The sequence below is a fragment of the Yersinia alsatica genome, assembly GCF_025133195.1.
Lineage (GTDB): Bacteria > Pseudomonadota > Gammaproteobacteria > Enterobacterales > Enterobacteriaceae > Yersinia > Yersinia alsatica.
Genome location: NZ_CP104006.1, coordinates 3529892 through 3556521 on the forward strand (window position 1 = coordinate 3529892; position 26630 = coordinate 3556521).

Sequence of the window (26630 nt, forward strand, 5' to 3'; positions counted from 1 at the left end):
TAACTGCCAAGTTTACGCCGCGAAATAATCGCCGATAGCTACCCCAACGAATAGCTATCGTGCGCATGATTCATTTTACAAATTAATGAGGCAGTACCATGTTTGCAGCGAGGTCGCTATGTTTGGCTTAACCGCTCTCGAGTTGGCCAGAATCCAATTCGCTTTCACCATTTCATTCCACATTATCTTCCCGGCAATCACTATTGGGTTAGCCAGCTTTCTGGCGGTACTGGAAGGTTTATGGCTCAAAACCAAAAATGAGGATTACCGCGATCTTTATCATTTCTGGTCGAAAATCTTTGCCGTCAACTTTGGTATGGGCGTGGTTTCTGGCTTGGTAATGGCTTACCAATTTGGTACCAACTGGAGCTTCTTCTCTGAATTTGCCGGCAGTATCACCGGCCCATTATTAACCTATGAAGTGTTAACCGCATTCTTCCTTGAGGCAGGTTTCCTTGGTGTCATGCTGTTTGGCTGGAATCGTGTTGGCCCCGGTTTGCATTTCTTTGCAACCTGCATGGTGGCATTGGGGACCTTAATGTCGACCTTCTGGATACTGGCCTCCAATAGCTGGATGCAAACTCCCCAAGGTTTTGAAATCATTAATGGGCAAGTGGTCCCGGTTGACTGGTTAAAAGTGATATTTAATCCGTCATTCCCTTACCGGCTGCTACACATGTCAACCGCCGCCTTCCTGGCCTCTGCATTCTTCGTCGGTGCTTCTGCGGCTTGGCATCTACTGCGCAAGCGCGACACACCCGCGATGCGAAAAATGCTCTCAATGGCGATGTGGATGGCGTTAATTGTGGCCCCACTTCAGGCGGTTATCGGGGATGCCCATGGTCTGAATACGCTGGAATATCAACCGGCTAAAATTGCGGCTATTGAAGGACACTGGGAAAACCAGCCCGGCGAGCCTACACCACTGATTCTGTTTGGCTGGCCAGATATGGAGCAGGAGAAAACTCATTTCGCGCTGAAAGTTCCTTACTTAGGAAGTTTGATCCTGACACACAGTTTGGATAAACAGATCCCGGCGCTGAAATCTTTCCCACCGGAAGACCGGCCCAATTCCACCATTGTGTTTTGGTCCTTCCGCATCATGGTCGGGTTAGGCATGTTGATGATTTTGGCTGGCTTCTGGAGTTTATGGTTACGTTGGCGCGGCAAATTGTATCAATCACGCCCTTTCCTCCACTTCGTATTGTGGATGGGGCCGTCAGGGCTGATAGCTATTCTGGCGGGCTGGTTTACTACCGAGGTGGGTCGCCAGCCTTGGATTGTCTATGGCTTACAACGCACCAGCGATGCGGTTTCATCTCACGGTGAAATACATATGAGTATCAGTCTGCTGATCTTTATCGTGGTCTATGGCTCAGTATTTGGGGTGGGCTACGCCTACATGATGCGACTCATCCGCAAAGGGCCAAAAAAAGGAGCTCATCATGGGCATTGATCTGCCACTGATTTGGTTTGTCATTATTGTTTTCAGCACCATGATGTACGTAGTTATGGATGGTTTCGATTTGGGCATCGGGATCTTATTTCCGCTGGTCAAAAACAGCCGTGATCGGGATCTGATGATGAATAGCGTCGCCCCGGTATGGGATGGCAACGAAACTTGGCTAGTACTCGGTGGGGCCGCCCTGTTGGGCGCTTTCCCTCTGGCTTATGCAGTCATTCTGGATGCACTGGCAATCCCACTGACCCTAATGTTACTCGGGCTGATTTTTCGCGGTGTAGCATTTGAATTTCGTTTTAAAGCCAGCCCGGAAAAGCAACACATTTGGGATAAAGCTTTTATTGGCGGTTCGGTGATCGCTACCTTTACACAGGGAATGGTTGTGGGTGCTTTTATTCACGGCTTCCCTGTGACTGGCCGCAGTTACAGTGGCGGTCAATTTGATTGGTTTACGCCCTTTGCCCTGTTTTGTGGCTTGGGCCTGGTTACCGCTTATGCTCTTTTAGGTTGTACCTGGCTCATCATGAAAACCGAAGGCCATGTCCAGCAAGTCATGCATAAACTGGCAACCCCACTGACACTGATGTTGCTGTTAATTATTGCCGTCATTAGCCTATGGACCCCACTGGAACATCCACAAATTGCCACGCGTTGGTTCAGCTTACCCAACCTGTTCTGGTTCTTACCGGTGCCATTATTAGTGCTGCTGGCCAGTTGGGCTTTACTCCGGTCAGTCAGTCATGGCGGTCATTATGCCCCTTTCCTACTGACTCTACTGCTGGTGTTCTTGGGGTACAGCGGCTTGGGTATCAGCATCTGGCCTTACCTTATTCCGCCATCAATTACGTTATGGCAAGCCGCCGCTCCACCGCAAAGTCTGGGATTTATGCTAGTTGGCGCACTCTTTATTATCCCAATCATTCTGGTTTACACCTTCTGGAGCTATTACGTATTCAGAGGGAAAATCAATCACGAACAGGGTTATCACTGAATGATGAAATCACAATCACCCTCCCAACCTTTGGCGCAGGTAAAATCACCTTGGTGGAAGAAGGCGGGCTGGATGCTGCTTATCTGGTGCGGTAGCGTGCTGGCTTTATTGGCAGTCTCTATGCTGTTCCGTATGATGATGACTGCTGCTGGCATGAAGTCTCACTAGATTTCATGCCGATGAGTCTCAAAAGCGGCAAGGTTGCCACGCTTATTGGTTAAAGGAATTCCACTTTATGAAACGTTATCTAATCCCATTAGTTAATCAGATAGCTTTGCTGATGATACTGTTGGGGATGTTGGGGCTGGCTGGCATGACGATTTCATCATGGATGGCACAAAGCATTCAGGGTAACGCGCACGCCATCAATAAAGCGGGTTCACTGCGTATGCAAAGCTACCGGCTACTGTCAATGGTGCCGCTAGATAAGAATGATTTACCTTATCTGGCAGCACTGGAGCAGGACAAAACCAGCAGCGATTTACAGCATGCACTCCAGCGAGAAGGCTTAACCAGCCAATATCAGCAAATTGAGCGCTACTGGCAAACCACATTAAAACCACAACTGCTGCAAGCTAAACATCCTGATGACGTCTCCGCCAGTGTGGCAGATTTTGTGCATCAGCTTGATGCTTTGGTATTAGCCATTGACCATAAAACAGAGCAGCGCCTGCTGTTAGTCACCATGATCCAGTTGGTGTTCATTGTGCTGACTTTGGGGCTGCTGTTGGCGACTATTTATTACTTGCGCCGCCGCTTATTACGCCCGTGGCTACAGTTAATCTCAATGGCAAATGCCATTGGCCGCGGTGATTTCAGCAAGCGCTACACCCTCTCATATCAACGTGACGAGATGGGGATGCTGGGGACGGCGCTGAATCGAATGTCACAGGAACTGTCATTTATTTACAAGGATTTAGAGCAGCGAGTCGCACAGAAAACTGCCGATTTACAGCAGAAGAATCAGGTACTGGCATTTCTCTATCACAGCAGTCGTCAACTGCATACCCACCAACCTTTGGGTGAACGTTTAGTGCCGATCATTGAGCAATTACAGGCACTGACGCCGCTGGAAAATGTGCAGATCTGTTTGTATGAAAATCATCTTTATCGTGCTCATCTCACTGACGATACCGATGGTGAATACTTGCCACCGCAAAATCGCCCGACGCAATTGACCATTAGCGGCTCAGCCGCCGCCCTAAGCCATGCCACTTCACGTGAATCTCTGAGTTGGAGTTTGAGTGATAAGCTCGGTCAATATGGTTTACTGCTGGCAAAACTGCCATCAGAGACGCCGCTTAACTCCGATCAACAGCAACTGGTTAACATGCTGGTTGAACAACTGACCAGCACGCTGGCCTTGGAAAGTCAGGCCAAACATCAGCAACAGTTATTGCTGATGGAAGAGCGCTCGGCAATTGCCCGCGAGCTACATGACTCTATCGCCCAGTCTCTCTCTTGCCTGAAGATACAAATTAGCTGCTTGCAGATGCAATCGCCGGACTTAGCTGAACCCAGCAAACTATTGGTACAGCAAATGCGCGATGAACTGAATATCGCCTACCGCCAATTGCGTGAGTTGCTGACGACATTTCGTCTGAAATTGCATGAGGCGACATTACAAGCCGCGCTGCAAACCTTGGTCAACGAGTTCAGTGAGCGGGCCGGCTTGCCTATCACTTTCAACTTTAATTTACCCTCAGGCTTGGTTCCCGACCACCAAGCTATTCACATGGTCAATATTGCCAGAGAAGCACTCAATAATATTTATAAGCATGCGCATGCCAGTGGAGCCACGATTAATGTCACTGTCGAAGCCGGCGAAGTGATTATGTCGATCATCGACAATGGCTGTGGCATTGGTCAAGCCAGTGAGCGGCCCAATCACTATGGCTTAATTATCATGCAGGACCGAGCTGCCAGCTTGAATGGGCATTGTGTCATTCGCCAGCGTGATGAAGGGGGAACAGAAGTTCGGGTGCGGTTTATCCCTGATAATAATGATATTGACTGACGTTTTCACCCAAACTGCCAGCCAGTACCACTAAATTTGGTAATCGATCACCACTTCATCTGCCGCCTCCGCCAACACTTTCTCTTTAATATCATGCAGAGAAAGTGTTGGATTACAGAGCTGGATAAAGAACCAGATAAAGTTACGTTGTAACTGACCGCGTTTTAGCCCTAACCAAACGGTATTAGCATCAAAGAGATGCTCGGCATTCAGCCGCACTAACCCCTTATCCCGATGTGCCTCATAGGACATATCCGCCAGAATACCGACCCCCAGCCCTAACTCGACATAAGTTTTAATCACATCAGAATCTTGCGCGCTTAATGCGATATCGGGTGTCAGACCGGCATTCTTGAAAGCATTATCTACACGAGAACGCCCGGTAATACCTTGGCGATAGGTAATTAATGGCAAGTGGCTTAAGGTTTCCAGTGTGATATTGCTCTCTTGAGTGAGCGGATGATTCTCTGGCACCACAATTGCGTGATGCCAGCGATAATAAGGGAATGCAGCCACAGATTCGTCACTCATCAAGACTTCAGTGGCGATACCAATATCAGCTTCGCCGGATTGCAGCATCGCGGCAATCTCTTGTGGATTCCCCTGACTAATAACCAGTTTGACCTGCGGATACAGCAGGCGAAATTCTTTAATTACGCGTGGCAAACTGTAGCGTGCTTGAGTATGAGTGGTCGCGATATGTAACTGGCCGCTATCATTGTTACTGAATACATCAGCCAAACGTCGAATTTGGTTGGCATCATTTAGCATCCGTTCTGCCACCGTCAGTAACTCTTTACCCGGCTCGGTCATTCCTAGCAAGCGCTTACCGCGTCTGATAAATATCTCAATACCTAACTCTTCTTCCAGCTCGCGAATATGCCGACTGACACCTGATTGTGAGGTAAATAATGTGTTGGCGACTTCAGTCAGGTTGTAATTGCAACGAGCCGATTCCCGAATAATTTTAAGCTGCTGGAAATTCACACTAAGCCCCTTTCGTTTTATTCTGATTGATACATAGATTTACGAGGGATAGTGACGACAAACAAATACAAAAAAACCGTTGCTTATGTTTTTTTGTACTAAGTAAAGCTGAGGGTGGATGTTGGACAGCGCGTTTTAATTGAAAAAGTGAAAATAATATTATTTATCAGGGCAATAGATTCTCACCGAGTATTTTGATAATTGGCAAAATTCAAGACAATAAATAGAATTCGCTATATTCAATTACTTTTTAATATATATCCAATAGATTTCGAACTATGGGAAGGCGGCAAAGGAGATGCCTTGATAAGCTTACATTGCTAACTGATTCGGGTGAGCAAGAGTGGCAATCCCCTGTAGCTGGCAAAATGCCGGAATAGCACTTTGCCGTTAGACGCCATTTTATGCCGATGATAAAATTGTCCGATTAAATTCACCTGCACAGACTTTATCTCCTTCATATTCATGCCAGGGAGTGAGTTGATATTGATGTTATTCAGCCTCTCATGCCGAGAGAGGCTGTTCGGGAGTTATTCATGCCACTGGCTATTATTGCGCTGACCATTGCTACATTTGGCATTGGTACCAGCGAGTTTGTCATTATGGGGTTATTACCGGAAGTCGCTCATGATCTGGGGGTGAGTATCCCTAAAACCGGAATGTTGGTTTCTGTTTATGCCATGGGGGTTGTCATTGGTGCCCCTCTTCTGGCTATCGCGACCGCGCGCATCCCTCGCAAATCCACACTCTTGGGCTTAATCGTTCTATTTATTATTGGCAATGTTCTGTGTGCTTTGGCTGAAACTTATAACCTATTAATGGCCGCGCGTATTATTGCCGCATTGTGCCATGGCACATTCTTTGGGTTGGCATCAGTGGTCGCAACTGATTTAGTGCCACCCAATCGCCGGGCGCGAGCAATTGCATTAGTCTTTATGGGGGTTACGCTGGCTAACGTGCTGGGTGTCCCTTTAGGAACCGCTATTGGGCAAGCTTTTGGCTGGCGAGCGGCATTTTGGGGTGTCAGCGCCATCGGTATTGTCGCCATCGTCGCCGTCATTGCCTGGTTACCCAGCCATATTCCGATGAAAAGAATCAGTCCGAAATTGGAATTCAAAACACTCATGCAGAAGAAAGTGCAAACCGCCTTGCTGCTATCTGTGTTAACCAATACCAGTTTATTTACTGTTTTCACCTATATTGCCCCGTTACTACGCGAAGTGACTCGAGTTTCTGAGCATGGTGTCACGGTAGTCCTGCTGATCCTCGGGGTTGGGTTATCCATCGGCAGTGTTTTGGGCGGCCGTCTAGGTGATAAAAATCTAGTCGGCTCAATGACCCGTTTGATTACCATCTTGATAGGTATTTTGCTGGCGCTGCATTACACCATTGGCTTCTATTTACCGGCAATACTGACCTTATTTATCTGGAGTATCGTGGCTTTCGCTTTATGCCCAATGCTACAGCTCTTGGTAGTTGATCAAGCCCGTGACGCCCCGAATCTGGCGTCCACCTTTAACCAGAGCGCCTTCAATTTGGGCAATGCTTTAGGGGCTTGGCTCGGTGGCACCTTGCTGGCATTTGGCCTGCACTTACAGCAACTTCCGCTCGCGGCAATGGCCGTCATGGTTGTTGCACTGGTCACCATGTTGCGGCTAAGAATGCATTTTCGGCGCACAGCCATGGTGCAACCCATCAGCTAAATCCCTCTTTGATACCTGTTGATTCTGTCCCCACTGCGGTGGGGCATGAAGCCTTTTCGTTTCCCTGACACTCTTTTCATGCAAATAATTATCATTAACATTGGTTAATGGTATAATTTCGCCCACTAAAAGCCACAGCCCTTGCTGGCTGATGCCGCAGAATAAAACACCATAAGATAAGAAGGACAAACTGTGACTACAGAATCAACTGCAGCAAAACCCAGATATCGCCCAACTCCGCCGCGCCTGATACAGGTAAAAAAGGTTGTCGACATTTCACCTCATTTGCGCCGAATTACTTTTCATAGCCCAACACTGGAGAATTACCCGGCAGATTGCGCTGGCGCTCATCTAAAAGTTTTCCTGCCGCTGGCACACCAAACCCAGCCAGAATTGCCGGTGCTGAGTGACAAAGGCCCGGTATGGCCTGCAGCCGATGTTCGCCCGATTGTTCGTACCTATTCGGTGCGCGCAGTCCGCCCTGAACAGGGTGAAATCGATATTGAATTTGCCCTCCATGATCACCCTGGCCCGGCGGTGAGTTTTGCCCGCAATGCCAAAATCGGTGATTGGATGGGGATTACTAATCCAGGCGGCCCTGAAACCATGTTGCCCGCAGCGGCCTACAGTTATTTGGTAGGTGACCCCTCGTCACTGCCGGCTATTGCGGCATTATTGGAAACATTACCTGCCGACGCGCAAGGCCATGCCATTATTCGTGTAGATACCCCAGAAGATGTGCTCAACCTGATTAAACCTGCCGGTGTTGAACTGAGCTGGGTCATCGGTAGCACCGATAAAACGGATGATGTTATCAGCCAATTCTGTGCACTAGAGTTGCCAATGGCAGAAGCTACATTCTGGCTGGCGGGAGAAGATAGATTGGTAGTGGCACTGCGCCGTTATCTACGTCGTGAAAAAAGCTGTGAACGCCAACAACTTTATGCTGTTCCCTACTGGCGTGAAGGGCTGAATGAAGAAGATTATCATCACAAACGCCATGAAGTGATGGACAATATCGACGACTAAGCTACATTAATCTCTATGAAATCAATGGACATCACTCTGTAATGTCCATTTTGACATCTGTTTTTTTACCTTTCCCCGTTAAAACCTTGTAAATTTCCTGCGACAATTCCCTGTTATTTGTTAGTCTTAAAGCTACTTAGCCTGCAATATGGCACTTAATTATCGTTAAATGGCTCTAATGCCTGTTTAATGCAGTAAAGTTATTAGGAGTGTGCTCGAAATGAAGTCGCAAAATGATCCTGGCCGATCTAAATCCCGCCATCACGAATACTCCCTTATCCTGCCTATTATTGCGCTGGTTATTCTTAATATCTGGGGTGATACCAGCAATTTTGCTGCCGTGATCATTATTAACCTGATTGCACTGGTCGGTATTCTGAGCAGTGCATTTAGTGTGGTGCGTCATGCTGACGTATTGGCACACCGGTTGGGTGAACCCTATGGCTCGTTGATCCTCAGTCTGTCAGTTGTCGTGCTTGAGGTTAGTTTGATCTCAGCGATGATGGCGACCGGCGATGCTGCACCGGCACTGATGCGCGATACTCTCTATTCCATCATCATGATTGTGATTGGCGGATTGGTTGGGGTGTCTTTATTACTTGGTGGCCGCAAATTTGCTACCCAACACGTCAATCTGGTCGGTATCAAACAGTATCTGATGGCTATCTTCCCGTTGGCTATCATTGTGTTAGTGCTGCCAAGCACCCTGCCTGGCGGTAGTTTTAGTGTGACACAATCATTGGTTGTCGCGGCTATTTCAGCGGCGATGTACGGTGTTTTCCTGCTGATCCAAACCAAAACGCACCAAAGTCTGTTTGTTTATGAACATGAAGATGAAGGGGATGACCCAAGTGATCCTCACCACGGTAAACCTTCATCTCATAGCAGCCTGTGGCACACATTTTGGCTTTTGATTCACTTGGTTGCAGTCATTGCCGTGACTAAGTTTGATGCCAACCCATTGGAAGCCCTGTTAACAGAATTGAATGCTCCGGCTAAGTTTACCGGCTTCCTGATAGCCTTGCTTATCCTGTCACCTGAAGGTTTGGGGGCGTTGAAAGCCGTGTTGGCCAATCAGGTACAGCGGGCCATGAACCTGTTCTTTGGCTCAGTGCTGGCGACCATTTCTCTGACAGTTCCGGCGGTAACCTTGATTGCGGTACTGACTGGGCAAGAGTTGAACTTTGGTCTGGAAGCACCGCACATTGTGGTGATGGTCAGTGTGTTAATTCTGTCGCAGATTTCATTCTCTACTGGCAGAACCAACGTGCTCAATGGCACCGCTCATCTGGCGCTATTTGCAGCTTATATGATGACAATTATGCTGTAGCGGCAATAAGTTAAAAATATCCTTGAATAAGCAAAGGGCAAGCGCACATCACGCTTGCCCTTTTTTATCGGGTCATCCATTCATAATCTTGAGTTATGAATAGGCATTTAAGGTGTGCTGACAGAGTGCAGAACGGACACAGTCCTGTTTATCAAAGCGAATGATACCAATCATTTCATCCTCAGCAAAACGCTCCAGCGCATCACTAAGGCCTGATTTCACACCGCGTGGCAGGTCACACTGGGTGATGTCACCATTAACGATGACCGTGACATTTTCGCCAAGGCGGGTCAGAAACATCTTCATCTGGCTGGCGGTTACGTTTTGTGCCTCATCGAGGATCACCACCGCATTCTCAAAGGTACGCCCACGCATATAGGCGAAAGGCGCAATCTCTACCTTGCCAATTTCTGGCCGCAGGCAATATTGCAGGAAAGAGGAACCGAGTCGGCGCAACAGAATGTCATACACCGGGCGGAAGTAAGGCGCGAACTTCTCAGAGATATCACCAGGCAGGAAACCCAGATCCTCATCTGCCTGGAGCACCGGCCGCGTCACAATGATGCGATCAACTTCTTTGTGAATTAATGCTTCAGCAGCCTTGGCTGCGCTGATAAAGGTTTTACCACACCCCGCTTCACCGGTGGCGAAGATGAGCAGTTTACTTTCTATGGCTGATAAGTAATGACCTTGAGCTTCCGTACGCGCCTGAATAACGGAGGTATCACGGCTATCCCGTGCCATACCTATTGATTCAACACCGCCCATTTGTACTAACGATGTCACGTTTTCTTCCTCACGCTGACGATGACTACGTGAATCACGTCTAATTACGCGTTTCGCTTCACGACGAGCTTTGATCACTGCTTTCTGTCTTCCCATAGTGGCACCTTTCAGTTTGATTCACCTACCGCAGCAGAAATTGCCTGCGCGATTATGTTTCACATACGGATGAGGTTTTGGCTTCCTTTGCAGCCAATAATAGCCAATGAAAAATGCGAATTATGCAACCGCCCAAATGCCTGGAGTAAAAATGGCCGTTGAGGGAATACAGTATCGCAAGGGGAGTTATTACGTGACATTAATGCTGAGAACAACAATGCTGAGAACAACAACCAGGGGAACAAGAGTATGGTGAATATAAAAATAACAGGGATGGGTAATGACGATACTACTGAAATTTTAGAGTCGGAGAGGAAGCCCTCGTAACAACGAGTCGCTTGCATGAAACTTTGGTCTTGTCTTAACAGCCCAATCATGGACTCTACCATTAGCGATCCCCGCAGTGATAAACAACAGCCTAAGCTGTGCACCGTGTGAAAAATACCGCCAGATGATTACAGTATAATGACACTCTTAAGTTTCGCGATATCTAAATGTAAAAAAATATATTTTCAGCGTTTGCTCATTTTTTACTCTGATTATTTTTTACTCCACGCTATACTATTAAGCCCCGCAAAGCTCTCCGTATTAAACTTGATTGGTCATTCCACCTTTACTGCTCTAGTTTGTGTTTTAAGTAAAGGTGAGTATTAATAATAACCAAAGAATACAACAAGATAATTTCAGCTGTAATTAGCCTTGCAATCACTATCGACTGATTCTTAACTCTTGTAATCGTGTTTTCTGCTGTCCTTGACTATCAAAGTTTTCCATATCCAGCCAATCATTAAATGCCTGCTTAATTAATGGCCACTCACGGTCTGTTATGGCATACCAATTGGTATCCCTATTACGCCCTTTTGTCACGATAGCCTGCCGGAATTGCCCTTCATACTGAAAACCGAACCGCGATGCTGCCGCGTTTGATGGCTCATTCAGTGAATCACATTTCCACTCACACCGGCGATAACCTAACTTATCGAAGACATAATGTAATAATAAATAGATGGCTTCAGTACCCGCGGAATTACGTTTTAAGCGCGGTGACCAATTAACTGAACCTATCTCGATAACACCATTATTTTCATCAATTCGTTGTAATCCAACCGTTCCTAATGCAAGACCTGATTGCGCATCAACCACGGTGTAATGGAAGGCATCTTTAACATTGATTAATGTTTGGAGATATTGATGGAAATCATCTTCATTTTCAGGCCGTTCGCAATAAAAATAAGTCCAATCGCTGGCATCTTTAACCAAGTGATATGCTTGATAGAGACATTTTTCATGTTTATCGGCATTTACCGGCGCCAGATAACAAAAATGCCCGGGCAAAATCTCCCGCTGAGGCCGTTGCGCTGATTGCCAATGCTCTAATTCTGCTCCGATAGTTTGTCCAAAGTGGTTTTGTTTCATTGCATGCTCCCGTTGTAAGCAACTGTCAGAGAAATACCAATAATTATCACCCGCGCATTATTGCCCAAGATAAGTCCTGCTAAATCATAGCAATATATAAAGCGGATGTAATATAAGAAAGTAGAAAATGATGATGTTTGCACTTAGAGGAGGAATATAAGGCAGGTACTGAATACCTGATATAAGCACATAACCACTTACTATCAGGTATTCAGAAATAGCTAACTATCACCCACGGCGTAAATTGACTACCGGTGCAACATTGGGGAGCTGTAATCCATCTTTGACTTCCAACAGATGCCCATTTTCATCGTTATACAACGTGAGGCAGGAACCGGCTTTTAATTGGGCAATCATTGAACCTGACATCTCCATACTGTCAGCCAATTCATCGTCATTAAGATGTGGCCGATGCCCACGGCGTTCAACTTGAAAACGCACTTGGTTATATTTAGCCCAAACAATCAGCACCACAGCATTAAATGCCGCAATCGCTGCATACAATGCCAAGGTCGTCAGACCCGCCAGAATATACACTCTGAATGGAATTGGCCCCATATTCGGCGCTCTGTGGATCATATCCAAAAAGCCTTTCACGAATAAGAAGATAAAACCAAACCAGGCCAAAGCCGTAATAATAATATCGATCCAGCGGGGGATCGTCCGCTGTTCGGTATGAATCAAAGGTGCACTCATGGTTTAACCCTCCCGATCCCACGGTCTGGGCTCACCCAACGCGCACGTTTACGCTTAGTATTGAGCATGACTTTCGGGAACGAAACCACTGTGGTGAACAAACTCAACATCCAGTAAACCATTGGATACCAGATAATCCAGAACAGCGAATTTCCCAATTTAGGTTCATAGCGCCGTTCAATCACCAAGCTGATAGCAAACTGCAACAGACAAGTCAGAGCCAATACCATCCCGGTAAAGGCCGGTGGGAAGACTGTCTGCACATGAATTCCCGGTGGTAATTTGATAACCATGCCCAGCAGGAACAGAATAATACTGAACAGATAAGTAAACGCCCAAGTGATAGACAGTGAATACTCAAGGAACAGCAACCACATCCGACGATTACGCCAGCGCCACAGCTTGAACATATTCTTCAGGAAGACTTCCGCCCCACCCTGCGCCCAACGCAAACGCTGCTTCCATAAACCACCTAAGGTTTCTGGCATCAAAATCCAACACAAACCCCGCGGTTCAAAGAACACCGACCAGTGCCTGATCTGCAATTTCCAACTGATGTCGATGTCTTCGGTGATCATGTCTGGGCTCCAATAGCCCACATCGGCCAACGCCCGGCGACGGAAAGCCGCGACCACACCTGATACCGTGAAGACTTGACCATAGACTCGTTGAGTCCGTTTAATCAGCCCAATAATAGAGGAGAACTCACCCACCTGAACACGGCCAATCAAGGTTGAACGCGTGCGGATACGAGGGTTACCGGTCACCGCACCAGTACGTGGATTCGCAATGAGCGGTGCGACCAGATAAGGCACCGCATTCTTGTCCAGCAAGGCATCACCATCGATACACACCAGATATTCGCTGCGAGCCGCCGCCGTCCCCATTCGCAGAGCAATAGCTTTGCCTTGGTTATGGGCCAGGTGAATAACACGTAGACGTGGGTCTTCAACCAACATCGCATCTAACACTTGCGCTGTATCATCACTGGAACCGTCGTTAATGGCGATAACTTCAATGTTGGTATAAGTCTGCGCCAATGCCGCGTGAATGGTTTCCCGCGCATTTAACCCTTCGTTAAAACAAGGGATTAAAATAGACACCAGCGGATTGCCTTTCAGCTCCGGAGGTGGCACATCATCGCCCCACGCCCAATGTCTTTCACGGCGCAGCCAGAAATAGACACCGCCCGTTATCCAAATTCCGGACATAAACAGCGGATAGAAGAAGACAAAGTTCAGCAAAACATCGCCGGTAAAGAGCAGGATCATCCCCGCGGGAATGCTCAGTACCAGACATAGGATGAGTAACGCAATAATTCTATCGATCATATAAAGGATACCAAGCAGAAGATAGCACAGGGCGGACATCTTTTAGCGGTGGTTCGCCAGTGATAAAGTTATCCGGATAGTAACCAAAATTTTGCGCGCCATTTAACTGCAACTGACGCATCCATCCCGCCAGTATTGGACCACTGATGGCATTTTTGTCTTCAGGTTTGGTCCAGTCCTTCGATTGCAGTTCAAATACAGTTTTATCCAGTGCTCCGGGCCGCTCAGCAACCTTATTAACCAGTCGTGAAAGCCACTCATTAGACTCAGATAACGGTACCTTCTCCATTAGCGGCATCGCCATTGGGGCGACCCAATCATAGTTAGCCAAGAAATCATCCAGATTCTGCGCAAACCATGCTTCGCTTTCCGGTTCCAAAATCGGCATAGCAAACATATTACGGGCTGATTTCACTTGCGGGCCGCGAACATCGCGAACCTGACGGGTCAGCTCATTAGTAAAATCAATCAGATACTTACTCTTGTAGCGCGTCCAGCGCTGCATCATCTCTGGGTCTTGGCGAATGGTCGCAATCGAGCCAGGGAAACCGGCTTTTTCGTATGCCCGAATAGCATCCGGGGACGCATCTTCAAAATCAGACATCACCGCATCGTCATGATAGAGCACGCCGTCAATAGGGGCGCTATAGGCCATATCACGGTAAATATCGATGATGCGCTGGCGAACTTCCGGGTTAAATGGTGACAAACGACGGTATTGGTCCGGATCGATACTGGTCTTGCCCGTTTTCGGATCAATACGTTTAATCCGAGGTAACGATGGATCCATTTCAAACGCCAATACTGGCATCCAGGCATAAACCTTAACATCTGGACGTGAAGACAATTGCCAAGCTACACGGTTAAACAAGTCTTGGCGCATCGGTATCCAGCGGTTCGGGAAATAAACCTGACGAATATTGCCATCCCCTTTCGGATCAGAAAACGCCTGCAAGAACACGGTCGTCACCCGTAAATCGGCAATACGCTGTACCAATTTATCGAGATTCTCTTTTTCCTGTACTGGATCTGGGTCATAGAGATAATCCAAATCCACATGCGCCACCCGCATGATCTCTTTTTCCTGCACGGTGGTGATGGTTAGCGCAAAGTCCTTCAGTGATGGGTTATTACTGATAAGAATTCGCGGAATATTCATCAGATCATTAACGTTACCAATGCCCGGCTCCAAGGTCATCGCCAATTGATAGCCGTGTTGACGTAAAATATTCAGCACTGTGCCGTTAGCGGCACCGTATGGCCAAACCCACACTCGCGGCTGTTTACCCGTCGCTTTAACAATGCGCTCGGTTATCAACGAAACATCTTTTTCCATCCGCTGCTTAAAGGCAGCCTCTGTTTCATAGGTTTTGGTTTTCGCGTCATATATCAGGTTAGCGGCGGCAGGTTCGGTATTACCCTGCGGATTAGCCAACGCCCCATAATGAGAAGCATAGGTGTGCGCACCAATCTCGACTAGGCCAGACTGAGACATTTCTGTAATTTGCTTCCAGGTAGCAAACTTTTCTCGTGGGGTGCTTAAACCGCCAAAGTCAACATTCTTATTGGGCGGTGTATCAAGCCAGGTTCCCACCGGAGCCAAAACTGCGTGCCAGCTATACGCTTTTAGCAATGGATAAACACGGCGATAAAAGCTGCTATAGCCATCATCAAAGGTCAGAAGCACCGCTTTATCAGGCAGTGGTGCCCCACCATTATGGGCTGCCAGAATCTGATCAACAGAAATTACGTTGTAGCGGTTATCACGTAGCCAGGCAAATTGTTCACTCAATGCGCTGGTACGAGCAGCCAGGTAACGTTGATCCGCTTCATCATCTTCAATGTCATGATAAGCAATGACCACAAAGGTATTTTTTTGCCATGGTCTTTCACTTTGTGGCAATGCACGTTCAGCCGGAGGAACGAAAACAGGCTTCTCGGCATAACACACAGAAGCCAGCAGCGTTATCATTCCTACTACAAGTATCCGGATAATAAATAATATCTTCGCCATAACGCTGATCCCTTAGAAACGGTAATTCAAATCGAAAGCGAGCGAGAGGTCATGCTCACGAGCACCATCATAAGGGCGCTTGTCGTAGATAACGGACACACCAGTATCAACGACATCATTCCATTGGACACGTTGTCCATAACTTGCCGTAGTTACCAGACCATTACCGTAGTTTTTCTCCCAGTAGCCACCGACACCAAATTGCACTTGTTGGCTCCAGATTGTTTTATAACGGCGATACATAATGTGATTCAGAGTGACCGCAGGAAGGTAGGTGAAATCCCGCTTTGGGTTGTAGTAAATCACGTCTTCTTTGGTGTTAGTGCTTGCAGCCAGACCAAGAGAGAAATCAGCAGTCAGATAAGGCCCAGTCCAAATACGCTGGCGACCATTGAGCTCATATTCCCAACGTTTGTTACCATCTGAATAATCTGACGGTGTCACATTGAATTCGAGATCACGGCGATCATCGGCTTTCCAGAGCACAAAAGCAGAAGCACTGTTGGCGTAAATATTGTTTTTCAACGCTCGCAATGGCGTGTCTTTGGCCAGTCTTTCAACCTGACCACCAACCCGCCAATGGTCATTAAAATCATACCAAGTCGCTAACCGCGCCCCGGTTTTATTACCAAAACCGTAGTTCTGGTTATTTATCTCGCCTTCGACCCATAGGTCACGAGAAGTCCATTCACCGCCTAAACGCATAACCCGGTTAATACCGGTCCCTTCTTCAAATTGCGCATTGTCATAGCTCCCCCCACCAAACACCCGCCAATTATCCGCAATCGGTGGGCTATATAGCAGAGTTTCAATGCCATAGTCCTTGTTGCCACTGACTGGACTGTTTGACGAAATGGTGCGGGTACCGGTCACACGCAGTTCATACATATTATGAACCTTACGCTGGCGGTCTAATTCTTGCGAGGGCACATCTTCTGGCGAGCGGGCAATCACGTCATCAGTGAGCAATTCCATCTGACGCCACTCCTGCAAGTCCATGGCAGTTTCAGCTTGCGCACGTTCCAAAATTAGACTGCGTGGCTCTAATGACTCTACCGCTTTCAACTCTTGTTCCGCTTTATGCGGCCAATCGCGAGCCAAATAGACACTGGCTAAGGCAATTCTTAAATCCTGATTAGCTGGCGCGGTGCTGGATAAATCTGTCAGTTTTTTCTGTGCCGCAGGCAGATCATTAAATGCAACCAGAGATTGGATATACAACGTCTGCGCTTCAACCCAATCCACATTAGGCTCTTTACCACTTAAACCGTAAAGCCCTACCTGATACGGTGTTTGCTCACTATAGTTCTTAGCAAATTGATGCGCTCTATCCAGTTGTTCACTTTCATTCAGTGCGTAGTAAAGATCATCAGCATCAATCACATCATCACTATTACGGAAAGTTTTGCCATCGGCGTAATACAGACTGGTCAGGATTGGCGCTGCTTTTTCTGGCATCCGGCGGTCGATATAAGCAGAAGCGGCCCAGCGACGAGCGTAGTCCGGCATTTTGTAGCCTTCCGCTTCCATGGCTTCATAATCTTTAATTAATTCAGCCGTATTACGACGAACCAATAATGCGCCCAGCCGGTCAATTCGCGCTCGCTGATAGTCAGCCTGTGCTTCAGGAATTTTACTCCAGCGCGTTAACAAATCCTGATAGTCAGCAAGCGCTTGGTCGGCAATATAAAAACGCTCGGTTTCACTGCGCGTTGGCAGCACCGCCATCCGAACTTGCTCGGCGGCAGCATCTCGCTCCAACTGGCGATATTCTTCAGCCGATACTAGCTTCGGATTTTCACGAGCAAGTCGTAATGCCGGATCGGCAATACGGTTTCTTTGTAGAATCTCGAGGTGATTTTTTAATACTTCCTCAGACTCAGGAGCCAATCGCACCGCTTCACTTGAAGCCTGCAAGGCATCATAATTACGATTAGTTGCGCGGTTCAGGTAAGACAAAGTCATATAGTTTTTGGCAGTAGGATCACGCTCGGTTAACTCTGTCGCTTGCTTCAGCGCCTCACCTCCGCGCCCAGAATCAGCCTGCGTCATGATCATGCCGGTGATAAGGTCGGGGTTAGTAGGGTCTTTCTTTAAACTGCTTTGCCACAAAGCCAGAGCTTGATCCCAACGTTTTTCGTTACGATACGCGCGTGCTGCTGAGGCCAAACCACGCGAGGAGATATTCATTGAAGAGTGATATCTTTCGTAGACGTCAATCACCTCCTGATCACGCCCTGCCCAGCCTGCTATTTGTAGCCAGTCGTCTACCTGACCGCTATTAAGCGGCCCAGCTTTGGATTCTTTTTGTAAATAATCAAGGACCGGCGCGGTATTCCCAGCTCTGGCTTCAATGATTAATGAATCATACTGTGTATCTGCCAAAACAGGATTAACTGAAAGGCCGGAAATTAATAGCGCTAATAAAGTAATTCTGTGCCGGTGCAACGGGCGCAGCAGTGTAGTAAATGCGTTATACATTATATAACCCTTAAGCCAGCAACTTGTTTGATGATCAAGAAAAGCTACTTCGCAAACATCCATTTTCATTGTTGAATTATGATGAAATGAAGTCCTTTGAATGTATTACAGCATGTTACATAGGATAGTTGAAAGAAAATACTATTGTCGAATTATTATAGAATATTGTTATTCCAGCGATTAATAGAGGTGAAAATGTGATATGGGCGTTACTCCGGATGCAACTAAGATTATTCTTAGTGGAAAATTCTTCAGAAAAGCGAAAAATAAAGACTAAATATTTTTACTAGGGCAATGCTGCGATACAGTATCCTGTGAAAAGACCGCACGATTTGGTTTTTGGGTTGTTTTATGGAATTCTCTGCTACTTAGAATTTTGAATATCTAAAAGATTCTTTATATTTGGAGTCTGTAAAAAAACACCATTACTGGCTGAGTTAATTATCACTCCCGTTATAATAAAAAAATAAAACCGTACAAAATTAGACACTGCCGACAAAATTGATCCAAGCCAGAGGTTAAAACATTTTTCACTCTTAACCTTATATTTTATATGTGTATTTTATATCTCTTTTTTCAGTCATCTTTCTTATTTATTGGTGAAGTAAATAGACCCCATTAAAAAATCACAGAGTCTATTTTCTTAAATGGGCTTAGCTCGCATAAGATGAGAAGTCGCACACAACTTAATTGAAATGCAGCAGATCGCGGTCTAGTTTACTCAAAAACTCAAAACCGTTATCGGTAATGAGTATCATATCTTCCAGCATAATCGAGCCAATCCCGATACCATAATAAGGTGTCTCTAAGCTGAGTACCATTCCGGGACAAAAGGTTTCCGTTGCCAATGTGCTGACGAACGGAGCCTCTTCCAGCCCCAGAAATACACCATCGCCATGCCCAAGATGGCCGCGATTATAATGAGGCAAACCAGACTTTTTAATGACGTCCATAGTGGCATCAAAGACATCTTTCAATTTCACGCCAGGAGCGACCATCGATAGCATATGCTCATGCCCGGTTCTGATAGTGTCGTATATCTGTTGTGTTAGCGGGTCTGGCTCACCCAGCACAAATGTCCGTGCAAGATCAGCGCCATAACCTGCAACATCCACCCCGCAATCAAACTTAATTAAATCGCCAAACTTTGCCGGCGTTTCATCAGCAAACATTTTAGGTGAGAAATTATCACCGATAGAAATAAGATTAAAACGAGAAAAATTCGTCGCCCGATGACTCATCACTGCCGCTTTAAATGCTGCGGTCAATTCTGCGGCGGTGCAACCTACACGGATATGCTTAATCGCACTGGCAATGCCATATTCAGTGATTTCAGCACTCTTACGTAAGTGTTTAATTTCCCAAGAGCTTTTAATCATTCTTATTTCATTAAACAGTGGCGTAGAATCAACGAGCTTTAGCCCCGGAGCCACTTGGTCTAAAACACATTTTCCCCCATTGGACATAGCATGTAATTCAATCGCAATTTTCTTATCCAATACGCCTGCATTATCTAGAGCCAATTTGACTAAATTAAAAACCGCCTCGACCGGTGGGCCAATAGGGCGCTCACTCTTTTTCTGATGATTAAGTGGATTACGCGGATCATCAACATCAACCCAGACAGGGAAAGTTTTCAGCTCCATATTAGGCATATCGAAATGTGCGCTGGCAGCCTCAAATTCATTCATGATGATTTGCGAAGGAATACTCGCATCGCGAAACATAATCGCGACAGCTGCACCGGTATGGCGGAATGTGTACATAAAAAAGCTAGCGAACCCGGTGAGATAATAGAAATTATCACAGACAGTGACCACCAGAGCATCCAGCCCTTCCCGCTCCATAACCGCGCGAGCCTTATGACCCACTGCATCTAAATGGGCAATTTTTTCTTTATCCACTGAGTCTTTATTCACCAACATGTTATTCACCAATATGCCCTGCAAGGCTTACTTTTCTGTAAGCTGAATCATATACCGGTTATAGGCGAGATTCTAACGGGCAATCAAGGCAACTGCCGACACCGGGCAATTTGTTTCGTTGGCAACAAGTACGGCGTTCCATACCACCATTGCGTGGAATAACAGTGCGATAGAGAGGATTGTCCCGCCCGTCAGGCAGGCTTGAGGTGAGAAATAGGTTTTCGATAATATCCTCATAGCCATCAATAGCCCCCAACTTAGTACCGAACTCGCGCAAGTACCAAAACATCAAATAGCCAATGTTATTCCATATTAACCGGATGTTTGCTTTGGGTTGGCGCTCTATTCTTCGCATAACAGGAATAATATGATGATCGAGCAATAAATAGAGTCGTTCCAGTAAAGAGGACGGTGATTTATCTAACCAATGATGTTGATAGTAGATAGCTTCAGGTCGCCCTGTGGTATGAAACTTGATTCGGACTCTTTCCGGGCGAGTATCTATTGCTGTAGGCAATGCCAGCAGCAGCAAAATCATAGGTGGAATTAGCATACCGAAATACCACTGCCCCCACAGCGAGTGCAGAGCTTTATGATTCGGATTAAGTTCGGTGTCGCTGTAGTAGTGGCTTTCATACGTTTGCATCAATATTGGCAAACTATTCGACCACTGCTCTAGCGATATGCTTTCTTTGGGAACATCAGCAGCATCGACATAAAATGATTCAGAAAAGTGGACGAATGTGCGAGCAAACAAACTGGCGACTTCATCAGAAATCGCCGTTGTTAAAGGGTAAATTGCTTCAGCTGCATTCGACACAATCCATACTCCACGAATCTATATGGATTATATTATTACACTCAGTGATAATGATTATCAATGAAGTTAGTTAATAATTCTCAACAGTATTAAAGGGTAGAGTTATGATTCCAATAATAGGCAATCGCCATATCAACATATGGCTATATATTAATCAATCGCATAATTGACTGACATAATTCCCTTTTTCTCAGAAATAGACAGCACGGTAACTTTACCCAGCACTTGCAATGAGCTGACATGAGTGCCGCCGCAAGCATAAGCCGGCAACTCGCCAAAACCGACCGCACGAAAATCTCCCTGTACTGAAATTTTTCTTGGCAAATCCTGGCGAGTTAATTCATCTAAAGCTAACTGAATAGCATTAATATCAATGGGCTGCGGAGTTTCTGCTCGCTTAAACGACACCCGCCCTTCTCCCGGCCAATGATGCGCTTTCACCGGTAGCCAGCCATAGGTTTCGCCAATATTGCCAATCAGATGCCCTGCTGAATGCATCCGCGTATTTAGGAAACGGCGCTCACTGTCGACACGGGCCTGATGACATCCCAATGCTATAGGCGTTTCCAGATAATGGATTAATTGCTCTTGCTGCTGAACCACACGAATGACCCGACTATCCCCTATGTAGCCGGTATCTGATGGCTGCCCACCACCTTGTGGATGAAAAATAGTTGCTGACAATATGACGGCAAACTGCCCACCATCAGGTGTACAGCTCAAAACATCAACCTGCGTAGCCAGCATATCGTTCTCAAAAAATAGACGGGTTGTCATACTCATTATCCTTTTATCATTTCCATTATGATTATATTGATGTCAATCTGGTGTGATAATCCGTCACATCTTCAAAGGACTATTGCGCTGTAAGCACAAATCTCCCACTGTCTCTGCTCAGTGAAATGGCTATTTTTGTGAAAGTGGTCGAGACTGGCAGCTTTTCAGCTGTTGCTCGTCAACTCGGCGTTTCACCTTCAGCCATTAGCCGCAGTGTCAGCCGACTTGAGAAAGCACTGACAACCCGGTTACTGCAACGGACAACTCGGAAATTGCGGCTGAGTGACAGTGGTAAAGAGGTCTTCACGCGCTGTAATGCGATGCTCAACGCCGCCAACTCGGTAATGGAAGTTAGTGGTCAGTATAATCAAGAGCCAGAAGGCCTTATCCGCATCAGCGTGCCGAAGGCCGTGGGACGTTTTGTCATTCATCCTTATATACCTGAGTTTTTACGCCGCTACAGCAAGATAGATGTGCAGTTAATATTAGATGACCGCTACGTTGACTTAATTGATGAACATGTAGATTTAGCGATTCGAATTACCAACCAGCCGCCGCCGGGGATGGTTGGACGGCAATTAATGGATATTGAACATTTATTGTGCGCCACACCAGAATATCTCGCTACCTATGGAGCACCGCTACATCCCCACGATTTGGCCCATCACAGCTGTATTTATCTGGGAGAAACACCGGGAGATGCACGCTGGAAATTCCGACAAGGTAGCAAAGCGGTTACAGTGGCAGTGCAAGGCCGCTATGCAGCGAACCACACTGGGGTTAGGTTGGATGCGGTATTACAACATATAGGTATCGGCAGTTTGCCTTATTTTACCGCCAGAGCAGCGTTGCAGCAGGGGCTAATCGTGCAGGTATTACCAGAGTGGCGATTTATCAGTTCATACAGTGGCGGTTTATGGCTTCTTTATCCACCGACGCGCTATTTACCCGCCAAATTGCGGGTGTTTATCGATTATATTGTCAGTTGTTTACGCAATGAACCCAACTTACCGCCTCGCTAGCTAGCGGGTTATTTTATCGAGCGCTAAAAATCGCGAGGCAGCAAGTTATGGGCAACGCTATAATTATGGCTTTTTCGCCAATAGCGTCGCAAAGCGCAGCTTTATTCGGTTGCCTTGAGCATCGGTTTTATGTAATTGCCCAACATCTTCGTTGTATTTAATGATATCCCAGTCTTTATAATACTGACTCAGCTCACCTGATTTTAATGTGAAGGAGAAAGGCACGGTACAAGGGAAGTCATCAGTCGACATGGCGGAGATGATCAGATTGTAGCCACCGGGCAAAGTACATTCCTGCATATTATTGATAATATGTGGAATTCTTTCCGGCTGTAGGAACATCAACACCACAGTCGAGAGAATAAAATCGTAACGATTATCTAAACTCGCTTCATTGATGTTGTAAGTATTGGCAGTAATATTTTGCAGTTCTTCTTGTGCAATAATCTGCTGTAAATTGCTAATGCTATCGCCATTTTTATCTACGGCGGTGACATCAAAACCTAATAAGTTCAGATACAGTGAATTACGCCCAGAACCACAGCCTAAATCCAGAGCTTTCCCCGGTTTAACGGTTTTCACTGCGGCAATCACTTCAGAATGTGTCGGCGTTAAATTGTATTTCTTATGGTAAAAATCTTCCGGAGTGCAATAAAAACTGAGTTGGCATTGCAGGTCATCTGAACAACCCGCAATACGATGCCAGACTTGCGGCTCAATAAACGGCGGTTGATGCTCACCAGAGAATGAATGCCTTTCCAAGGTATTGCCCGCCTCGTCAAGGATCAGAAAATCCATTTCGCCACTCAGAATGGTCAGTTTGGCCCAAGTTCCTGCTTTAGTATTATGCTTTTCGCGAAACATCGCTGGCACGCCAGCACTGTTCCAGACAGGCAATTGTTTATAACAAAGTAGCTCTGATCTATTTTCCATGCTGATATTCCTCACATAACTTAAAGATGCATTTAATATGCAACATATAATACAGCATTAATGTGACCAAATGAAGTGGCGAAGTCCCACAAACGAGCAAGGCGCTATAGCATAGCGATATTTTACCATCACCATTGTTCGCGCCTAATAATCAACCGGCTGACGCTATGCTACTGAGGTATTTTCGGTTTCGCCGTTTTTAAACTTTCAATGTGATCGGCCAACTTTTGAATATCATCGTCAGTCAGATGAGCTTTGGCTTTGTTACCTCGGCCAACAATTTTACCATCGCGTCGAGCAGTCAGCCCGTCAACAATTTCATCGCGAGACAGTGATATCAAGGGCGGAGCTTTATCCAAACCTTTGCGGTCAGCCATACGCCCGTGGCAGCTTGAGCAGGTCTGTTTGTAGATATGTTCGCCGTTAATTGCGGCCTGAGTGGTTGCGCTGAACATCACCGCACTCATAGCCACCAGCAATACTTTCATTACGCCCCCGCGGCCCATTGTTGGAACAACGTCGCGAGATCTTTTTCATTACGCGCACCTTGATGCAATTGCGTTACCTTGCCATTACGGTCAATCATAAACGAGGTTGGTGTGCCAATGACTTGATAGCGCTCCTGCGTGATACCCAATTGATCCCGAATCACGGGATAACTGATATTACGCTGGGCTAATACCGGATTAATATCCACCTGTTCAGGATCAGTATTAATGGCAACCACCACGATATCATTTTGGTATTCCTGACTCAGCTTATCTAAAGCTGCCATCTCAGCCAGACAACCACCACAGCTTGCTGACCAGAAATTAAGGTATACTTGCTTGCCTTTCCATTTATCGAGTGCAACCGGTTTACCTTGCAGGTCATAAGCCGCCAATTGAGGGGCAACCTCACCCACGGCGACTTCCTCTTGTTTACAGGCACTGAGTAACAACAGTAAGCCGCACAACCCGGCTACTTTTAATCGATTACGCCACATGATGACGACTCTCTTCATTAAGATATTTACCGTGCTGAAGCCGAATTATCCGGTCAGCAACACAGCCTAAATCTGGATTGTGGGTAACCATAACAATCGTTCTGCCCTGACGATGAATGTGGTTTAGCAAGTCCAAAACCCGCTGTTCATTCTCTTCATCAAGATTACCCGTAGGTTCATCAGCAAATATGATGGGAGGTTGATTGACCAGAGCCCGAGCAATACAGACGCGTTGCTGCTCGCCACCGGAAAGCTGGCTAGGTAAATGGCCCATACGGGGTGTCATCCCAACTTGTTCTAATACCTGCCGAGCGGCATCTTCATCCACCACACTGTGGTAATGCTGCGCCAGCATGATATTTTCTAGTGCGGTTAGATAAGGAATAAGGTGGAATTGTTGAAAAACCAAGCCTATCTTGTCCGCCCTAAACTTTCTGCGGCCTTCTTCATCCAGACCCGCAGCATCAATGCCATCGAGCAGCACTTGCCCCTCACTGACTGTGTCCAGGCAGGTCAGGATATTCATCAATGTAGTTTTACCCGAGCCCGAGGCTCCCATGATGGCGACAAACTCACCACGATTAATGCGGATATTGATGTCATCAAGTGCCGTCACCTGCCCAAAACGCTTATATAAGTGCCGGGTTTCAATCACCGCATCTGCGGCGTATTCAGGTTTCACCCGTGTTAGTGGCGATGTCATTTGCTACTCTCCTTTCAGGACTTTAGCGGGTTCAATATGAATAGCCCGACGGGTGGGAACAATTGCCGCCACTGCGGCCACTAACAATGACAATATCAATGTCAGCGGTAATACCGGTGCACGCAAAGCAATTGCCGCGCTAAACACGGTCTGCCCCAAGACCTGCGCCAACACATAACCTAACAGGGCACCACAGACAGCAGCAGCCAGCGATATAATTAAGGTTTCAGTCAGCATTTGACGAATAATATCCCCACCACTGGCACCCAGCGCTTTTTGCAAAGCAAACTCTTTCGAGCGCTCGCCCACTATCGCCATTAGCGTGGTATTGACACATAAAGATGACAAAATAAGGATAACCACCGAGACCAACCCCATCAGCCCTTTGATCTTATCAAGCACCTGCCCCTCAGAAGCGGAAACCTTACGAATCGGCCTGATTTCAAGGTCTGGATATTGCTCACGAAGGTGGCTGGCGAAGGTTTCGACCTGGCCTACATCATTGCTGACACTCAGCAGTGCATTGCTGATACGCCCCGGTTGATGGAGCCATTTCTGCGCCAATTCCAGATTGACGATCAGCATGTTATCCGTGGCGTCTCCTGCCTCCACAATACCTTTGACTTGCAGACGTTGGCGTTCACCTTCATTGACCAAAGTGATGGTGTCGCCCACTTTGACATGTAAGCGCTCGGCCAGTTTGATGCCAATCATTGCGTTGCGGTCGTCAAAACTGACGCCAATCCAGTTACCGCTCACTTGCCAGTAAGGTACCAGTTGCTGTAGAGATTCAAACCACACCCCCATCAATACGACTTTTTCCAGCTCCGTGCGCGCCATACCATAAATGTAGGGACTTGAGGCATTGATAAGCCCTGGTGGTGCAGCATCAATAATTGGCTGGAACTGCCCCTGCGCAAATGTGCTGCCGTGTCCTGGGCCGATATAAAAGTTTGCACCAAAAGTACGTAACTCCTGGCTCATTTTGGCATTAATATCAAAGTAAACCGCCGACATCGCCGTGACAATCGCCGCGCCAACCGTCAGTGCGGCAAACACCACACTGACCCGCTGCATCCGCAGGCGCAAGGCGCGCAGCACCAACCGCCAAAACATCCCATCCAAA

General features: G+C 46.8%; 24 protein-coding genes. 8 read left to right on the forward strand and 16 right to left on the reverse strand.

Features of this window, described 5'->3' with window-relative positions; all coding sequences use genetic code 11:
- The first annotated feature begins 118 nt into the window (after nt 1–118).
- The 4 genes from N0H69_RS15750 (at nt 119) to narX (ending at nt 4470) form a co-directional block, all read left to right on the forward strand.
- On the forward strand, nt 119–1456 hold the full coding sequence (locus N0H69_RS15750) for a cytochrome ubiquinol oxidase subunit I (RefSeq protein ID WP_134957172.1): 1338 nt from the start codon (nt 119–121) through the stop codon (nt 1454–1456).
- Nucleotides 1446–2453, forward strand: a complete 1008-nt coding sequence (cydB, locus tag N0H69_RS15755) for a cytochrome d ubiquinol oxidase subunit II (RefSeq protein WP_050146386.1) — start codon at nt 1446–1448, stop codon at nt 2451–2453. The genes N0H69_RS15750 and cydB overlap by 11 nt, the downstream gene beginning before the upstream one ends.
- The gene (locus tag N0H69_RS15760) at nt 2454–2621 is read left to right on the forward strand and encodes a DUF2474 domain-containing protein (protein WP_072077595.1); all 168 of its coding nucleotides are present in this window, start codon (nt 2454–2456) and stop codon (nt 2619–2621) included.
- Nucleotides 2622–2688: 67 nt separating this feature from the next.
- The gene (gene narX, locus N0H69_RS15765; RefSeq protein ID WP_050151671.1) at nt 2689–4470 is read left to right on the forward strand and encodes a nitrate/nitrite two-component system sensor histidine kinase NarX; all 1782 of its coding nucleotides are present in this window, start codon (nt 2689–2691) and stop codon (nt 4468–4470) included.
- Between the two features lie 30 nt (nt 4471–4500).
- Here narX and cbl read toward each other — a convergent pair whose 3' ends face one another.
- Nucleotides 4501–5457 carry an HTH-type transcriptional regulator Cbl gene (gene cbl / locus N0H69_RS15770; RefSeq protein WP_050122068.1) on the reverse strand — a complete coding sequence of 319 codons (957 nt, stop codon included), beginning with the start codon at nt 5455–5457 and terminating at the stop codon, nt 4501–4503.
- A 536-nt stretch (nt 5458–5993) separates the two neighbouring features.
- Here cbl and N0H69_RS15775 point away from each other — a divergent pair.
- The 3 genes from N0H69_RS15775 to chaA all read left to right on the forward strand — a co-directional run bounded on the left by N0H69_RS15775 (nt 5994) and on the right by chaA (nt 9519).
- Nucleotides 5994–7160 carry an MFS transporter gene (locus N0H69_RS15775; RefSeq protein WP_050151669.1) on the forward strand — a complete coding sequence of 389 codons (1167 nt, stop codon included), beginning with the start codon at nt 5994–5996 and terminating at the stop codon, nt 7158–7160.
- 192 nt (nt 7161–7352) lie between these two features.
- Nucleotides 7353–8189, forward strand: coding sequence for a siderophore-interacting protein (locus N0H69_RS15780; protein ID WP_050122061.1), 837 nt, complete (start codon nt 7353–7355; stop codon nt 8187–8189).
- A gap of 220 nt (nt 8190–8409) precedes the next feature.
- On the forward strand, nt 8410–9519 hold the full coding sequence (chaA, locus tag N0H69_RS15785) for a sodium-potassium/proton antiporter ChaA (protein ID WP_050107351.1): 1110 nt from the start codon (nt 8410–8412) through the stop codon (nt 9517–9519).
- A 93-nt stretch (nt 9520–9612) separates the two neighbouring features.
- Here chaA and phoH read toward each other — a convergent pair whose 3' ends face one another.
- The 10 genes from phoH to N0H69_RS15830 all read right to left on the reverse strand — a co-directional run bounded on the left by phoH (nt 9613) and on the right by N0H69_RS15830 (nt 21861).
- Nucleotides 9613–10401, reverse strand: coding sequence for a phosphate starvation-inducible protein PhoH (gene phoH / locus N0H69_RS15790; protein ID WP_032910125.1), 789 nt, complete (start codon nt 10399–10401; stop codon nt 9613–9615).
- 59 nt (nt 10402–10460) lie between these two features.
- Nucleotides 10461–10790, reverse strand: a complete 330-nt coding sequence (locus N0H69_RS22200; RefSeq protein WP_050107352.1) for a hypothetical protein — start codon at nt 10788–10790, stop codon at nt 10461–10463.
- A 319-nt stretch (nt 10791–11109) separates the two neighbouring features.
- Nucleotides 11110–11817, reverse strand: coding sequence for a GNAT family N-acetyltransferase (locus N0H69_RS15795; protein WP_050107353.1), 708 nt, complete (start codon nt 11815–11817; stop codon nt 11110–11112).
- Between the two features lie 228 nt (nt 11818–12045).
- Complete coding sequence (gene pgaD, locus N0H69_RS15800; RefSeq protein ID WP_050107354.1) at nt 12046–12513, reverse strand: poly-beta-1,6-N-acetyl-D-glucosamine biosynthesis protein PgaD; 468 nt, start codon at nt 12511–12513, stop codon at nt 12046–12048.
- Nucleotides 12510–13844, reverse strand: a complete 1335-nt coding sequence (gene pgaC, locus N0H69_RS15805; protein WP_050107355.1) for a poly-beta-1,6-N-acetyl-D-glucosamine synthase — start codon at nt 13842–13844, stop codon at nt 12510–12512. Before pgaC ends, pgaD begins: the two co-directional genes overlap by 4 nt.
- Nucleotides 13834–15858 carry a poly-beta-1,6-N-acetyl-D-glucosamine N-deacetylase PgaB gene (pgaB, locus tag N0H69_RS15810; RefSeq protein ID WP_050107356.1) on the reverse strand — a complete coding sequence of 675 codons (2025 nt, stop codon included), beginning with the start codon at nt 15856–15858 and terminating at the stop codon, nt 13834–13836. The genes pgaC and pgaB overlap by 11 nt, the downstream gene beginning before the upstream one ends.
- A gap of 12 nt (nt 15859–15870) precedes the next feature.
- A complete protein-coding gene (gene pgaA / locus N0H69_RS15815; RefSeq protein ID WP_050151667.1) occupies nt 15871–18339 on the reverse strand; it encodes a poly-beta-1,6 N-acetyl-D-glucosamine export porin PgaA in 2469 nt (822 codons plus the stop codon).
- A 686-nt stretch (nt 18340–19025) separates the two neighbouring features.
- Nucleotides 19026–20243 (reverse strand): M24 family metallopeptidase, encoded by a 1218-nt coding sequence (locus N0H69_RS15820; RefSeq protein ID WP_050151741.1) that lies wholly within the window; start codon nt 20241–20243, stop codon nt 19026–19028.
- Nucleotides 20244–20322: 79 nt separating this feature from the next.
- Complete coding sequence (fhuF, locus tag N0H69_RS15825; protein WP_050133891.1) at nt 20323–21084, reverse strand: siderophore-iron reductase FhuF; 762 nt, start codon at nt 21082–21084, stop codon at nt 20323–20325.
- 150 nt (nt 21085–21234) lie between these two features.
- Nucleotides 21235–21861, reverse strand: coding sequence for a serine-tRNA(Ala) deacylase AlaX (locus N0H69_RS15830; RefSeq protein WP_050133889.1), 627 nt, complete (start codon nt 21859–21861; stop codon nt 21235–21237).
- Between the two features lie 125 nt (nt 21862–21986).
- Between N0H69_RS15830 and N0H69_RS15835 the strand changes: the two genes are divergently transcribed.
- Nucleotides 21987–22883, forward strand: a complete 897-nt coding sequence (locus tag N0H69_RS15835; RefSeq protein WP_050151665.1) for a LysR family transcriptional regulator — start codon at nt 21987–21989, stop codon at nt 22881–22883.
- Between the two features lie 63 nt (nt 22884–22946).
- On the opposite strand, the gene tehB is transcribed toward N0H69_RS15835, so the two are convergent.
- The 5 genes from tehB to N0H69_RS15860 form a co-directional block, all read right to left on the reverse strand.
- Nucleotides 22947–23816: an SAM-dependent methyltransferase TehB gene (gene tehB / locus N0H69_RS15840; RefSeq protein WP_050133887.1), complete on the reverse strand. Its 870-nt coding sequence runs from the start codon at nt 23814–23816 to the stop codon at nt 22947–22949.
- Nucleotides 23817–23986: 170 nt separating this feature from the next.
- Nucleotides 23987–24304: a c-type cytochrome gene (locus N0H69_RS15845; RefSeq protein WP_050151664.1), complete on the reverse strand. Its 318-nt coding sequence runs from the start codon at nt 24302–24304 to the stop codon at nt 23987–23989.
- Nucleotides 24304–24801: a TlpA family protein disulfide reductase gene (locus N0H69_RS15850; RefSeq protein ID WP_050151662.1), complete on the reverse strand. Its 498-nt coding sequence runs from the start codon at nt 24799–24801 to the stop codon at nt 24304–24306. The genes N0H69_RS15845 and N0H69_RS15850 overlap by 1 nt, the downstream gene beginning before the upstream one ends.
- Nucleotides 24791–25504 carry an ABC transporter ATP-binding protein gene (locus N0H69_RS15855; protein ID WP_050107364.1) on the reverse strand — a complete coding sequence of 238 codons (714 nt, stop codon included), beginning with the start codon at nt 25502–25504 and terminating at the stop codon, nt 24791–24793. The genes N0H69_RS15850 and N0H69_RS15855 overlap by 11 nt, the downstream gene beginning before the upstream one ends.
- A 3-nt stretch (nt 25505–25507) precedes the next feature.
- Nucleotides 25508–26620, reverse strand: coding sequence for an ABC transporter permease (locus N0H69_RS15860; RefSeq protein ID WP_172665450.1), 1113 nt, complete (start codon nt 26618–26620; stop codon nt 25508–25510).
- Nucleotides 26621–26630 lie beyond the last annotated feature (10 nt).